The organism is Rugosimonospora africana (genome assembly GCF_016862975.1).
Taxonomy (GTDB): domain Bacteria; phylum Actinomycetota; class Actinomycetes; order Mycobacteriales; family Micromonosporaceae; genus Rugosimonospora; species Rugosimonospora africana.
The window spans coordinates 158301-170910 of record NZ_BONZ01000043.1; the positions used below are offsets into that span (position 1 = coordinate 158301).

General features: G+C 71.3%; 13 protein-coding genes. 4 read left to right on the top strand and 9 right to left on the bottom strand.

Annotation, left to right across the window (positions count from 1 at the left end; genetic code table 11):
- Window positions 1-283: 283 nt before the first annotated feature.
- The gene (locus Raf01_RS23230) at window positions 284-745 is read right to left on the bottom strand and encodes an HAAS signaling domain-containing protein (RefSeq protein WP_203920068.1); all 462 of its coding nucleotides are present in this window, start codon (window positions 743-745) and stop codon (window positions 284-286) included.
- A 522-nt stretch (window positions 746-1267) separates the two neighbouring features.
- On the opposite strand from Raf01_RS23230, the gene Raf01_RS23235 reads away from it, so the two are divergent.
- Both Raf01_RS23235 and Raf01_RS23240 read left to right on the top strand, forming a co-directional pair.
- Window positions 1268-1834, top strand: coding sequence for a GNAT family N-acetyltransferase (locus tag Raf01_RS23235; RefSeq protein ID WP_203920069.1), 567 nt, complete (start codon window positions 1268-1270; stop codon window positions 1832-1834).
- A gap of 17 nt (window positions 1835-1851) precedes the next feature.
- Window positions 1852-2688 (top strand): SCO6745 family protein, encoded by an 837-nt coding sequence (locus tag Raf01_RS23240; protein ID WP_203920140.1) that lies wholly within the window; start codon window positions 1852-1854, stop codon window positions 2686-2688.
- A 52-nt stretch (window positions 2689-2740) separates the two neighbouring features.
- Here the strand turns inward: Raf01_RS23240 and Raf01_RS23245 are convergent, their stop codons facing one another.
- The 3 genes from Raf01_RS23245 to Raf01_RS23255 form a co-directional block, all read right to left on the bottom strand.
- Window positions 2741-3418 carry a VOC family protein gene (locus Raf01_RS23245; RefSeq protein WP_203920070.1) on the bottom strand — a complete coding sequence of 226 codons (678 nt, stop codon included), beginning with the start codon at window positions 3416-3418 and terminating at the stop codon, window positions 2741-2743.
- A gap of 171 nt (window positions 3419-3589) precedes the next feature.
- A complete protein-coding gene (locus Raf01_RS23250) occupies window positions 3590-4588 on the bottom strand; it encodes a hypothetical protein (protein ID WP_203920071.1) in 999 nt (332 codons plus the stop codon).
- A 47-nt stretch (window positions 4589-4635) separates the two neighbouring features.
- The gene (locus tag Raf01_RS23255; RefSeq protein ID WP_203920072.1) at window positions 4636-5286 is read right to left on the bottom strand and encodes a hypothetical protein; all 651 of its coding nucleotides are present in this window, start codon (window positions 5284-5286) and stop codon (window positions 4636-4638) included.
- Between the two features lie 137 nt (window positions 5287-5423).
- Between Raf01_RS23255 and Raf01_RS23260 the strand changes: the two genes are divergently transcribed.
- Window positions 5424-6296: a ribonuclease Z gene (locus Raf01_RS23260; protein ID WP_239133847.1), complete on the top strand. Its 873-nt coding sequence runs from the start codon at window positions 5424-5426 to the stop codon at window positions 6294-6296.
- A gap of 44 nt (window positions 6297-6340) precedes the next feature.
- Here the strand turns inward: Raf01_RS23260 and Raf01_RS23265 are convergent, their stop codons facing one another.
- On the bottom strand, window positions 6341-7816 hold the full coding sequence (locus Raf01_RS23265; protein ID WP_203920074.1) for an MFS transporter: 1476 nt from the start codon (window positions 7814-7816) through the stop codon (window positions 6341-6343).
- Window positions 7817-7925: 109 nt separating this feature from the next.
- Between Raf01_RS23265 and Raf01_RS23270 the strand changes: the two genes are divergently transcribed.
- On the top strand, window positions 7926-8714 hold the full coding sequence (locus tag Raf01_RS23270; protein WP_203920075.1) for a TetR/AcrR family transcriptional regulator: 789 nt from the start codon (window positions 7926-7928) through the stop codon (window positions 8712-8714).
- Between the two features lie 12 nt (window positions 8715-8726).
- On the opposite strand, the gene Raf01_RS23275 is transcribed toward Raf01_RS23270, so the two are convergent.
- From Raf01_RS23275 to Raf01_RS23290, 4 genes are all read right to left on the bottom strand, one after another.
- Window positions 8727-9620, bottom strand: coding sequence for a hypothetical protein (locus Raf01_RS23275; RefSeq protein WP_203920076.1), 894 nt, complete (start codon window positions 9618-9620; stop codon window positions 8727-8729).
- Between the two features lie 133 nt (window positions 9621-9753).
- The gene (locus tag Raf01_RS23280; protein ID WP_203920077.1) at window positions 9754-10305 is read right to left on the bottom strand and encodes an FMN-binding protein; all 552 of its coding nucleotides are present in this window, start codon (window positions 10303-10305) and stop codon (window positions 9754-9756) included.
- 37 nt (window positions 10306-10342) lie between these two features.
- Window positions 10343-11755, bottom strand: coding sequence for a ferredoxin reductase family protein (locus Raf01_RS23285; protein ID WP_203920078.1), 1413 nt, complete (start codon window positions 11753-11755; stop codon window positions 10343-10345).
- Window positions 11756-11807: 52 nt separating this feature from the next.
- Entirely contained in the window at window positions 11808-12524 is a 717-nt protein-coding gene (locus Raf01_RS23290; protein ID WP_203920079.1) for a DUF1684 domain-containing protein, read from the bottom strand.
- Window positions 12525-12610: the final 86 nt, after the last annotated feature.

The window sequence follows — 12610 nt, forward strand, 5'->3', positions numbered from 1 at the left end:
TGCGCGGGGCGCTTGCGTGTGAGGTGCGTGCCTGAGTCCGTCCACGATCACCATCCCTGGTTACCCGTGGGTAACACGTTACCGCCGTACCGCTGGCGCGTCGATATGTCTTCCGATCGGTCTGGCTCCGATCGGTCTGGCTCCGACGCGTCTGGCGCCGCGCCGCGACCCAGACCGGTCGTGGCCGATGCCTCGCGTCGATGTTTCGATGTCCGGCGCGCCGCCTGGGCGAGCGGTTCGGCGAGTGCGGGAAGCGGTTCGGGACAAAGAGCGGCGAGGCGGGCTAGGCGAGCAGTGCGAAGACGACCACGCCGATCAGGACCAGCACGACCACCGCGACCGTCACCGACGCCCACAGGAAGGCGCCGGACCGGTGCCGTGCAGTGGGTCCGTCGACAGCGGCGACGATCGGTGCGTCGAGCGTCGGCGAAATGATCGCTGGCCAGGCGTGGGTGGGGGTGGTCAGCGCGGGTTGCTGCGCCCCGAATTGCTGAGCCCCGAATTGCTGCGCCTCGGGCTGCTGCGCCTCGCGCCGCCAGATCTCCGCGGCCACGGAGTCGGGATCGCCGAGGCGGTCGAGGACGGCGGGCATCGTGGCGCCGCTGGCCGTGTGCTCGGCCGCGATGCGTTCGCGCAGATCGTCGAGCACCGTTCTGCGGCGCTCCCCGGGCAGTCCGACCAGGGCGCGGTCGACCGCCGCCAGGTAGTCGCGGACGAGTTGGTCGGGGGCGATCGGGCTGCTCATCTCGGGGTCCGCTCCGACGGTCTGGTCGAGTGTGAGGGGAGGCGCCAGCCCAGACTGTACTGCTCGCCACCCCGGCGAGTGAACGTGCCAGGGTCCTGTCCTGCCGATCGTTCGCCGGCCTGCGGCGGGCCCAGTCGCTGCCCGGCTGCTGTCCAGGAGTCCTGCGAGCCCTTCCACAAATTCCCCGGCCGCTTGACCGCGGCGCCTCGCCAGCCAGCCCCGGACCGCTTGACCGCGGCGCCTCGTCCCTCGGCACCGCTGGCGGTCCGATGTCCCTCGGCGCCGCTGGCGGTCTGATGTCCCTCGGCGCCGCTGGCGGTCCGATGTCCCTCGGCGCCGCTGGCGGTCCGATGTCCCTCGACACGGCTGGCGGCCGAACGACGGATCGACGCCTGGACCTCGCCTCGGCTCGACGAGATCGACAGGACAGGACCCGAGTCTCGAAACGGGCTCGACGGATGCTGAGTCGCAGAAGTAGACTCAGCGCGGACCTACGTTCACCAATGGAACTCAGGGGGGCCGATGGCACGCTTCCTGATCCGGCCCTGGCAGGACGGCGACGAGCGGCTCCTGGTCCGTTCCGCTACCGGGATCTCCGCGACCAGCCTGCGATCCCGGTTCTTCGCCGGAGTGCCCCGGCTCCCCGAGACGTACCTGCGATACATCTCGTCCGCGCCGCGCTGCGAGTGGGACGCGCAGGTCGCGCTGTGCGGTGGCCGGCTCATCGGCTGGGCGGAGTTCACTCGCACCGGCAGCCCGGCCGAGGCCGACATCGCCATGCTCGTGCTGGATCGCTGGCAGCGCAGGGGAGTGGGCACCGCGCTGGCACGCTCGATGCTGCGCCGCGTTGCCGATGCCGGCGTGAAGGTTCTGCACGCCGACGTCGAGCTGGGCAACGAAGCGGTCCGGCGGTTGCTGACCACAGTGCTCGGCGAAACGCGGGTGCTCGGCGAAACGCGGGTGCTCGGCGACGCTCGAATGCCGGGCCAGACGCGGGTGCCCGCCGGATCCGATCCCGAAGGACGCTTGTCCGCGAAGATCCAGGATGGTTTGCTGCACTACATGATGCGCTTGGATGGACAGCTGTGAGCACGGTCGCCCGGCGGATGTGGGGCCTGTTCGAGCCGGTACACGCCATCATCTACGCCCCATCCGCGCGCCCGATGCTGGAAGAGGCCGGCCTGCGCGGCTTCTGGCGCGGATACTTCGCCTGCCGGTGCGCGCCTCTCGGGGCGGTCGGGCCGGGGCCGGTGCTGGCGTCGTTTTTCGGCTTCGCGCCGAGCGTCGTCAACCGTGCGCTGCCGGATGTCTGGCAGCGGATCACTCCGGAGCGGACGCTGACCGTGCGGGAGCGGGCCGCCGCCGAGGCGTTGCGCACGATGGGGGCGCCGCCGGACGAGGCGGGGGTACTGCTCGGTGAGGCCGCCGCCGCGGCGGAGCACTCCGGCCGGGTCCTCAGCGGGGCCAACGCGGCCCTTCCGGTACCCGATGAGCCGGTGGCCCGGCTCTGGCACGCGGCGACGGTCCTGCGCGAGCATCGCGGAGACGGTCACTTCGCGGCCCTGGTCGTGGCGGGCGTGTCGGGCATCGAGTCGCTGGTGCTGCGCAGCGGTCTCGACCTGTCCCGTGACATCCTCCAGCCCGCCCGGGGCTGGACCGACGAGCAGTGGCAGGCCGCCGCGGCCGGGCTGGTCGAGCGCGGCCTGCTCGATGAGGCCGGGCGGGCGACGGCAGCCGGCGTCGAGTTGTACCGCGACGTCGAGGACGTGACGGATCGCTGCGCGACGGGACCGTGGCGGGCGCTGGGCACGCAAGCGACGGACCGGCTGGCCGAGATGCTGGCCCCGTTGGCGTCGGCGTGTCTCGCGGTCTCGCCGGTGCCCAACCTGCTCGGACTTCCCGGGTGGGTCCAGAACTCCAATACTCTCGGCGTGTCGGGCTGAGGGAGCAGGTCACTCTCGCGGCAGATCAGTCTCTCGTCAGCCCAGTCTTTCGTCAGCTCAGCCTCTCGGCAGCGCAGTCCGCCAGCAACTGCGCCATGATGGCGAGCAGGTGGCCGTCCGGATCCTTGAAGAAAGCCATCCACTCCTCCAGTCCAGACTCGTGCCGGAAAATCAGGTGCGGCGCCCCTTCGAACTCGACGCCTCGTGTGCGCAGTTCCTGGTACGCGGCGTGCATGTCGTCGACCCGGAAGTAGAGCACCGACGGTTCGCCGACAGCGGTACCGGACTCGGCGCTCAGGAACAGCCGCACTCCGCCGCAGTCGAAGAACGCGAGGTCGCCGTACGTGTAGAGGTGCGGCAGGCCGAGCACGTCCCGGTACCACTCGACCGCCCGGTCGATGTCGCCGACCGGGCGGGAGACCTGACCGATGGCTCCCAGGCTCAGGCTTCCTGACATCGTCGTCTCCCTCACTGCCGGGCGGTGCAGTGCACGATGCGGTGCGCTGCCCGCCGGTACCCCGGTCCAGGATCGCAGCGCCGCCCGGCCGTCGAGGCCGAGCTTGGCCACCGCGTTGGCGACGTGGAACTTGACCGCGTCGAGGCTCACGCCGCCCCGCGCCGCGATCTGCCGGTTGGTCAACCCATGCCGTACGGCGTCTACGACCCGCCACTCGGCCGGGGTCAACACGTCCGGATGGCGCGGCCGACCGCGGCGCCGTCCACTGCTCACGCGCTCACGCTAGACGCGCGACAGCCGAATTACCCTCCCCCGAAACGAACCGGCCCCGAGAGTCCGAGGGCGGTCGGGGGATCGAGGGCGCGGGGCGGGACGAAGAGCGCTTCGCACGCGCGAGGGTGGGCGACCGGAGGCCACCCACCCTCGACGGACGCGTTGCCGTAATCAGAGACCGAGCAACCGGTCCAGCAGGTCGCGATACCGGCGTACGGCGACCCGAAGCTCCTCGGTGTCACCCGCCTGCCCGGACTGCCACTCGCCCAGCGAGCCGATCCGCTCGTTGAGCGCGTCGTGCAGCGCCGAGACGACGTCATCGGTCAGTACTCTCGCCTCGTCCGCGGCGCCGCGCGGGTTGTCCACGAAGCGCATCTGTACCCGCTGCCAACGGTCGCGGAAGCCGTCAGCGGACGAGCCGTCGAACAACGGCCTCGCCGGTTGCTCGGGTACGTCGCCCGGCATCAGCTCGCCGTCGCCCTCCCGGCCGCCCGGCTCGCCGGCCGCCGCGTCACTCATGGCCGCGTCACTCACGGCCGCGTCATTCACGGCTGCGTCGCGCGCCGCGTCGTCGCCGGCCGCGCGGTCGTCAAAGGCGGCGTCGTCAAAGGCATCGTCGTCGGTCATGTTGTAGTCGGTTGCGGTGGCGTCGCGCGCCGCGTCATTCATGGCGGCATCCCGTGCCGCGTCGCTCATGGCGCTGTCGCGTGCGGCAACGTCGTCGGCTCCGCGGTCGTCGGCTGCGCGGTCGTCGCGTGCGGCGACGTCGTCGGCTGCGACGTTGTCGGCTGCGCGGTCGTCGGGTGTGCGGTCGTCGGCTGCGCGCTCATCGGTGCCGGCCTCCGAGTCGGGAACCTGCGCCACTCCGACGGCGGGTTCACCGGGCATGTGGCTCGCGGCGTCGACGTCCGGTGACGAGGTCGGGGCGTCGATGTCGGGCGAGCCGGCGACGTCCGTGCCACCGGCCTCCGGCGAGTCCGCGGGGGACGCGTCGCGCTCCGGAGCCCAGCTGGTGTCTTGGCGGGAGTTGTCGGTTGGGACGGCGTTGTCGGTCGGGATGGCGTGGTCAGAGTCGTCGTCGGCCGGCTCGCGCGGTGTGGGCATCGTGCCGGTGGCCGACTCGGTCGCGTCGTTCGATCGGTGTTGCCAGGCATGCGGCTGGTCACGCATCAGAAGAACCTCCTCGTTCGCCAGGTACGCGGGTGGGCCGCTGGCGGTCAGCGGGTGGGGGCGTCAGACCGAGGCCCATCGGTCTGCGGTACGTCGGTCCGAGCGGCAGGAACCTCGGGCTCCGTCTCGGGCTCCCGGGCCTGGACAGGCTCGGCGGTCTCCGGTACCGGCTCGTCGCCCAGCAACTCGCCGAACAGGGCCCGGTAGTGCACGAGAGCCTGGCGCAGCTGTTCGGTGCTGGCCTGACCGCTCTCGTTGCGCAGGGAGATGTCGTGCGCGTCGCGGTAGTGGCTCAGCGTCCGGGCGTGCTCGACGGACAGCGTGGCCAACCGCTCCTCGTAGTCGTCGGTCGGGTACCCGATCTCCCGTACCAGCCGGGTGACCAACTCGTCGCCGGCGCGTACCGCGTCCTGCGGCGAGTCCACGAACCGCGTCTGTACGTCGGCCCACTCGGCGGCGTAGCCGGCTCGCGAGGACGCGGAGAGCGGGTGGAGATCCAGCTCGGCGTGCTTGCGTTCGCGCTCACGCAACTCGTGCTCGGCGGCGGACCGGCTGTTCTGCTCGGCGACCAACCGCTCGTACTCGGGTCCGAAGCGCTCGCGTAGGGCACGCCGCCGGGAGTACGTGACCGCGAACGCGATGAGCGCGGCGACGACCACCACGACGATGACGAGGATGACTATGGCAGTAGTGGTCATGGCGACCTACCTCCTCCTTTCGTGGAGGTATTCCCGTTAGGGCGGTCAATCCAAACTGCGGTCGCCCCCGCGTCGCGTATCGTCACCGGGTGCGTGAACTCGTCGTGCTGGGGACAGCCAGCCAGGCCCCGACCCGGATGCGCAATCACAACGGGTACCTGCTGCGCTGGGACGACGAAGGGATGCTCTTCGATCCCGGCGAGGGCACCCAGCGGCAGATGCTGTTCGCCGGGGTCAGCGCGACGGACGTGACCCGGATCTGCCTGACCCACTTCCACGGCGATCACTGTCTCGGAGTGCCGGGTGTGGTCCAGCGGTTGTCGCTGGACCGGGTGCAGCGGCCGGTCTACGCGCACTATCCGGCCTCGGGGCGGGACTTCTTCGGCCGGCTGCGCTACGCGGCGTCCTTCTACGAGACCGCCGACCTGCGCGAGGAGCCGGTCGAGACGGACGGGCCGGTGGCCAGCGGTACGTTCGGCACGCTGTCCGCGCTCCGGCTGGAGCATCCGGTGGATTCCTACGGGTACCGGCTGGTGGAGCCGGACGGCCGGCGGATGCTGCCGGACCGGCTCGCGGAGTACGGCATCGCCGGCCCGGACATCGGCCGGCTCCAGCGCGAGGGAAGCATCAGCGTCGGCGGTCCCGGTGCGGGTGGCGCAACCGTGGCGCTGGAAGACGTGAGCGAGCACCGGCGCGGGCAGCGCTTCGCGTTCATCATGGACACCCGGCTGTGCGAGAACGTGTTCGCGCTGGCCGATGGCGTGGACATGCTGGTCATCGAGTCCACGTTCCTGGCGGCCGAGGCCGAGCTCGCGGAGAGTTTCGGCCATTTGACCGCGGCGCAGGCCGGGCGGGTCGCCGCCGAATGCGGGGTACGGCTGCTGGTGCTCACGCATTTCTCCCAGCGCTACACGGATCCCGCCGCCTTCGGCGCGGAGGCCGCCCGGCACTTCGACGGACCGATCGTGGTGGCCGAGGACCTGGCCCGGGTACCGGTGCCCAAGCGCTGAGCAAGCGGGCGCTGGGCACCGGTCCCCGGGGAGCACGCCAGGAGCTAGGCGGCCTCTTCCTCGCGGGGGCGCTTCGGCAGCAGGAACGCCGCGGCGAACGTGACCGCCAGCAGGCCGATCTCGATCCACAGGGTGACCTGCATGCCGTGCTCGACGGTCGCCGGTACCGGCCCGGTGCGCCCGACCTTCAGGATGTTGAAGAAGACCGTACCCAGGATGGCGATGCCCAGCGCACCACCGAGCTGCTGGACGGCGTTCAGCGAGCCGGAGGCGGAGCCCATCTCGTGCTCCTCGACACCGGCCAGGATAAGGTCGAAGAATGGCGCCATGAGCAGGCCGGTACCGATGCCGGTCACGGCCAGCGCGGGTGCCACGTGCCACGGCGACACACCGGCGGTACCCGCCGCGTGCACGATGACCGCGAACAGCGCGACGCCGGCGGCCATGACGACGAGCCCGATGTGCAGAAGCCGGCGACCGAGCCGCGCCGTCAGTCCGGCGCTCGCGGCCACGAAGCCGATGACCATGCCCGCTGCCTGCGGCACGGCGGCCAGGCCGGTCTTCAGCGGCGAGTCGTTCAGGCCCAGCTGCAGGTAGAGGCTGAACACCAGGCTGAAGCCGATCATGCCGGAGAAGAACGCGCCGCCGGCCAGCAGCCCGCCGGTGAAGGCCCGCTTCCGGAACAGCGACGGGGTCACCAGTGGGTCGCCGCCGCGTCGCTGCACCCCACGGGTGTACTGCGTGAACAGGCCGAACGTGAGGATGCCGGCGGCGATCAGCAGGTACGTCCACAGTGGCCAGCCGAGTTCGCGCCCCTGGACCAGCGGGTAGATGACCATGAAGGCTCCGGCGGACAGGATCGCCACTCCGCCGAGGTCGAGCCGGGTGGCGCCGGTTCTCCGCGAGGCCGGCAGGACCGCGGCGGCACCGGCCACCGCGAGGATGCCCAGCGGTAGGTTGATCAGGAAGATCATGCGCCAGCCGAGCCCGAAGTAGTCCGCGGTCACCAACCAGCCGGCCAGAATCGGGCCGCCAACCGCGGACAGGCCCATGACCGGGCCGAACGCGCCGAACGCACCGGCGAGTTCCTTGGCGCTGAACATCTCGCGGATGATTCCCAGCCCCTGCGGGAGCATCAGCGCGCCGAACAGGCCCTGGGCCACCCGAGCGCCGATGAGCATGCCCGGGCTCTGAGCGAGCGCGCAGACCGCAGACGAGGTGACGAAGCCACCCGCGCCGATCATGAACATCAGCCGGCGGCCGAACAGGTCGCCGAGCCGCCCGCCGGTGACCAGGCCGACGGCCATGGCGAGGGTGTAGGCCGCGCCGAGCCACTGGATCAGGCTGTCGGCGCCACCGAGGTCGGTCCGGATCGACGGGCCGGCGATCGTGGTCACCAGCGCGTCCAGCAGGTCCATGACCTCGGCGGCCAGGATGACGAAGAGGCCGAGCCAGCGCCATCGGTAGGGCTGGGTGGCCGGAAGGTCGGGCGCCTCGACGGGCGTGGTGGTCGTGGTCATTCGTCAGTTCCCCGTTTCTGCGTACGGTGTTCGTTAGCGCGAACACCGTACCCTGAACGAACGCCGTTCGTCCAGGGAACACCGTTCGCGACGGAGTACAGTGACCGACATGGCCGAAGATCTGCCCGTACCCGCGTGGAAGCCCACGCGGCAGCCGGCGCGCACGCGCCCGCAGCTCAGCCGCGAGCTGATCGTGGAGACCGCACTGCGCCTGGTCGACGCGGACGGCCTCGACGGGGTGAGCATGCGGCGGGTCGCCGAGGAGTTGGGCACCGGTCCCGCCTCGCTGTACGCGCACGTGGCCAACAAGGAGGAACTGCTCGACCTCGTCCACGACCGGGTGATGGGAGAGGTTCCGGTGCCGCCACCCGACCCGGAGCGCTGGCAGGAGCAGTTGCGCGAGGTCGCGTTGCGGGCGTTCCAGGTGTATGCCTCGCACCGGGACATCTCGCGGGTGAGCCTGGCCAACGTACCCACCGGGCCCAACGCCCTGCGCCTGGCCGAGGGCATGATGGCCCTCATGCTCGCCGGCCGGGTACCGCCGCTGGTGGCGGCGTACGCGATCGATCGGCTGGCGTTGTACATCGCGGCCGACGCCTACGAGGGGACGCTGTTCTACAAGCGCCGCGTCGAGGCGGGCCAGTCGCACGAGGAGTTCACCGAGGCGTACTTCGACAGCGTGCGGTCGTTCTTCACCAGCCTGCCGCCGGACCGCTTCCCGCTGCTGTCCAAGCACGTGGACGCGCTGATGTCGGGCGACAGTGCCCAGCGCTTCGAGTTCGGCCTGGACATGCTGATCCGCAGCCTCGCCACCTACGTCGAGACTGACGCCGCCGTTGACACAGACGCTGCCGTCGAGACGGACGAGGGCGACACGGCCGGCGGGACAGACAGGTAACCGGCCGGGCCGCTACCGCCGCTCGGCGTCCCGGCCCAACTCGTCGGCGGCCACCTGCGCCTCGATCGCGGCGTCCACAGCCTCCTGCGTACACGCCGTCGCTGCCACCTCCGCGACGTGCAGCCGCTCGCCGGCCACCCGGGCCGCCGCGACCGCGATGTCGTACCCGCGCCGGACCTCGCTCTCCCGCGCGGCGAGCCGCTCCGCTTCCTGCGCCAGGGCCTCTCGATCCGGATCCCGGTCGCCGGCCCGGGCGAAGACGGCACGCAACTCGTCGATGGACAGTTCGCCGCGCCGGTACGCGGCCAGCGCCGCGCTCTCCACCTCGTGGCGGCGCTCCCGCTGCTCCGGGGTGGGCGGCTCCGGCTGGCCTGCCCGTACGGCGCGCAGCGCCTCGGCGTACGCGAGCCGGGCCGCGTCGTACTCCGCCTCGACCGTGTCGCGGTGCGCCTCGGCGGCGTCGTACTCCGCCCGGGCCGTGTCCACGTCGGCCATTGCCCGCTCGGCCCGGCCGGCCGCGGCGGTCGCGTGAGCCGCCAGTTCCTCAGCCTGCCCGCGCAGGTCGGCGGCCGACGGCACCCGCTCGCCGTCATCCTCGCCGTCGTTCCGAATGCGATCGTTCTGAGTGCGGCCATTCCGAGTGCCGCCATTCTGAGCGCGATCATTCCGAGCGCCGCCATTCCGAGCGCCGCCATCGGGGGCGCCGTCGGTCTGAGTGCCATCGTTCGGAGTGCCGTCATTTTCGGGGTCGCCGTCGGCGAGGTCGGCCTCGGCTGTGGCGTTCTCGGCAGCGGCGCCCCGCACCACGCGGTCGCGCTGGGCCCAGGTGGTCAGCCCGAGCGCGACCACTAGCGCGACCGCGCCCGCGCACACGGCCAGGACCACGACGACGACATCGGCGATCACGCCGGCTCCCCAGTTTGCCCGATCCGGCGACCAGGCGTGCTGGCCGCCGCGACAGCCCGGCCCGACCCCGGTTGGCGCCGGGCATGGCCATCCGCGACGAGCCTACGCAACGCTCCCGGCGTCGAGCGGTCGGCTATTCCCCGAAGTGAGCGGCGTCCAGTGCGGCCTGAAGCGACTGCACGTAGCCATCGCTGGTGATCGTCGCGCCGCTGACCGCGTCGATGTGGGCGCTCTGCGCGGTCAGCACCTCCTGCCGCAGGCGGGGAACCGCGTACGAGTTGATTTCCTGGTCCCTGGAGCTCTGGCTCGGTACCTGGAGCGCGATCACGTCGGCGATCTTCCCCGCCGCGATCGTCACCTGGACCTGTACCGGTCCCCACACGGTCTGCGACACCGTGCCGTTCGCGACCGTTTCCGGGGCGGCACTGGGTGGGTTGGCACTGGGCGGGTTGGCACTGGGCGAAGCGGGCACGGGCTGGCCGGCCGGCGCCTGACCGAGGAGGGGCGCATCGCCGGTGGGTGCCTGGCCGGTGGGCGCGTTCGTAGGCCCGGACACGATGCCGGGCGGGTTGGAGCCTTCCGCGCCGGGCCGGGCGGAATTGCCCGGGTTCAGGCTCGTCTTGTAGCTGAACAACAGCACCACCACGACGACGGTGGCCACCAGCCACAGGGTTATCCGCCGCATGTCCCGCACTGCCTTTCCGTACGGCCGTTCCCCCCGGTCACCAGCTGAACCATTCGAGCCGCAGGTGCTCCTCGGGCACCCCGACGAGCCGGGCCGCGTTGGCGGCCGCGGTCATCCACTGGTCCGGGCCGCAGACATACACGTCCTGTTCCGCGATGTCCGGTACGAGTTGGAGCAGCAGCGACTCGTCCCCGAGCGGTGGTGATCCCCGCTGCCCGGGTACGCGCGCCGGTGCCCAGGACCCGTCCGAGGCGCGCGGGCCGGGCAGGTATACCACCCGTACCCCTCGCCGGGCGGCCAGCGCGTCCAACTCGGCCCGGAACGCGAAGCCGTCCGGGGTACTGGCCCGGTAGATCAGCGTCCCGTCACCCGGCCGGTACGGCAACTCCTCCAGCAGCGCGCGCAGCGGGGTGATGCCTATGCCCGAGGCGATCATCGTGAACCGGGGCCGGCGTCGGCCCGCCCCGGCCAGTTGCCCGTACGGTCCCTCGATCAGCACCCTGGTACCGGGCCGCAACGCGCCCGCTCGGGCACTGTCGTCACCCAGGTCCTTGACGGTGATGCGCAGGAGGTCCGGCCGGGGCGCGGCGGACAGCGAGTACGGGTGCGCCCGGGTCCAGCCGGGGCCGGCCAGGAACCGCCAGTGGAAGAACTGCCCGGCCCGTACCCGCAGCCGATCCAGGTGCCGCCCGCGCAGGTACACCGAGACGATGCCGGGCGCCTCCGGGACGACGTCGCTGACCACCAGGCGGTACCGTGCGCTGCGCCACAGCGGCAGACCCAACCGGAACACCAGTACGCTGCCCGCCGCGACGGCGTAGACCGTCCACCAGTAGGCGGTGGCCGCGGCGTCGCCGATGAAGTCGGTACCGGTCCACAGCTCGTGCGGGATCGCCAGCCCGGCGCCCAGATATGCGTACAGGTGCAGCAGGTGCCACGACTCGTACCGCAGCCGGCGCCGGGCCGCCCGCAGCGAGGTGACCACGACCAGGATCAGCGCGACCGTGCCAGCCAGGGCGAGCAGCATGCCGGGGTAGGTGAGCACAAGATTGATAAACTCGCGCACCACTCCGCTGTGGTCGGTACCGGCGTACCCGAGCGTGATCAGCAGGACGTGCGCGAGCATCAGGTCGAACGAGGTGAAGCCGACCACCCGGTGCCAGCGGGCCAGCCGGTCCTGGCCGAACGAGCGCTCGACCGGCGGTACCCGCGCCATCAGGAACACCTGGATCAGCAACAGGTCCGCGGAGGCCAGCCCGGTCAGCCGGCCCAGGGAGTCCAGCCCGGTGGTCGAGTCGACCAACTGCTGGAGACCCTGGTTGTGTACCCACAGGGCGACCACGACCAGCATGCTGAACACGGTGGCGGCGCCGATCAGGTCCGGCCACCAGCCGCGCGTCCGGCTACCGGGCGCGGCCCGGTGCCGGATGTTCAGCGTGCCTGCCGTCATGGGTGCCCATCATGCACGCGAAATCTCAGCCAATTCTTTGCTCGACCTGTGCTCAACCTGTGAGCCGGCTGGACACCGCCTCTGCGGGGTGCCAGACGCGCTCACCGGCCGGGATCCGGCCCGTGACCCGGTTCTCCTCCGGGGCGAGCGGGCACGCCCAGCGGTCGTCGTAGGCACAGCTGGGGTTGTACGCGTAGTTGAAGTCGAGCCTCACCCGATCGGGGGCCAGGACGACCAGCCCGCGGCCGAACGTGCCCTTGACGGTGTCGGTGAGGTACCGTCCGCCGCCGTACGAATCGGCCGCACTCGTACCGTCGCGGAACGGCAGGAACAACCCACCGCCGTACGCTTCGATCCACCACAGGGTCAGCGGTCCCCACGGCGTACCGGCGACGGCCACCCGGCGGTAGCGCACCACGCCGTCCGGTCCACCGGTGTCGATCTCGATGCCGCCGTCCGCAGGGGTCAGCGGTGCCTCGACGACCGCCTCGGGGTTGGCGGGGAAGTAGCTCAGGCCGGTGAAGTCCGCCCGCCGCGCGGGTGGGATCGGCGACTGCGGGTGGGTGGCGAACATCTCGTCCCGGGCGGCCCGGAAGCCGGCCAGATCCAGGTCGGACAGGTAGAGCCGGACAATCCGCTCGCGCCAGTCGGCCAGGTCGATGTCGGAGGAGTGCGGATCGGAACGCGGATCAGGATCAATGTCGGAACCGGTGGGGCGGATGTCGTCGGCGTCTCCGGGAACGCTGAGCCCGGGCTGTGTGTAGTCCATCGCTGTCGACGGTAGCCGCTTGCAGGCTATGGTCGCGCGGGCCGAACGGCACGGGGCCGCCGGTTGCGCCCGCTATGCCGCCTTCC

What these genes read in the sequence shown, in the direction of transcription:
- Raf01_RS23230 (WP_203920068.1), bottom strand. Translation starts at nt 745, where the DNA reads ATGAGCAGCCCGATCGCCCCCGACCAACTCGTCCGCGACTACCTGGCG.
- Raf01_RS23235 (WP_203920069.1), top strand. Translation starts at nt 1,268, where the DNA reads ATGGCACGCTTCCTGATCCGGCCCTGGCAGGACGGCGACGAGCGGCTC.
- Raf01_RS23240 (WP_203920140.1), top strand. Translation starts at nt 1,852, where the DNA reads ATGTGGGGCCTGTTCGAGCCGGTACACGCCATCATCTACGCCCCATCC.
- Raf01_RS23250 (WP_203920071.1), bottom strand. Translation starts at nt 4,588, where the DNA reads ATGCGTGACCAGCCGCATGCCTGGCAACACCGATCGAACGACGCGACC.
- Raf01_RS23255 (WP_203920072.1), bottom strand. Translation starts at nt 5,286, where the DNA reads ATGACCACTACTGCCATAGTCATCCTCGTCATCGTCGTGGTGGTCGTC.
- Raf01_RS23260 (WP_239133847.1), top strand. Translation starts at nt 5,424, where the DNA reads ATGCGCAATCACAACGGGTACCTGCTGCGCTGGGACGACGAAGGGATG.
- Raf01_RS23265 (WP_203920074.1), bottom strand. Translation starts at nt 7,816, where the DNA reads ATGACCACGACCACCACGCCCGTCGAGGCGCCCGACCTTCCGGCCACC.
- Raf01_RS23270 (WP_203920075.1), top strand. Translation starts at nt 7,926, where the DNA reads ATGGCCGAAGATCTGCCCGTACCCGCGTGGAAGCCCACGCGGCAGCCG.
- Raf01_RS23280 (WP_203920077.1), bottom strand. Translation starts at nt 10,305, where the DNA reads ATGCGGCGGATAACCCTGTGGCTGGTGGCCACCGTCGTCGTGGTGGTG.
- Raf01_RS23285 (WP_203920078.1), bottom strand. Translation starts at nt 11,755, where the DNA reads ATGACGGCAGGCACGCTGAACATCCGGCACCGGGCCGCGCCCGGTAGC.
- Raf01_RS23290 (WP_203920079.1), bottom strand. Translation starts at nt 12,524, where the DNA reads ATGGACTACACACAGCCCGGGCTCAGCGTTCCCGGAGACGCCGACGAC.